Annotated in this window: 1 rRNA gene; it reads left to right on the top strand. The window is 52.9% G+C overall.

The annotated features are described in order from the left end of the window. Positions 1-67: ribosomal RNA gene (locus tag Q0653_RS14015) — 16S ribosomal RNA — on the top strand; the annotation flags it as partial. Positions 68-210 lie beyond the last annotated feature (143 nt).

Consider the following 210-nt stretch of genomic DNA (forward strand, 5'->3'; position numbering starts at 1 on the left):
ATTGGTAATTAGGACTAAGTCGTAACAAGGTAGCCGTACCGGAAGGTGCGGCTGGATCACCTCCTTTCTAAGGAGCATCTGGCACTTTTCGGAGTGTCCAGGCGCCGGATCTGAGCGAATGTCTCAGCCGGTTAGCTCATGGGTGGAACATTTGACAAGGTGTCGGGGATTGATTCTTCGAGCTAGTACGGCCTTCGGGTGAGGAACGTT

It is taken from the genome of uncultured Microbacterium sp., assembly GCF_947488465.1.
Taxonomy (GTDB): domain Bacteria; phylum Actinomycetota; class Actinomycetes; order Actinomycetales; family Microbacteriaceae; genus Microbacterium.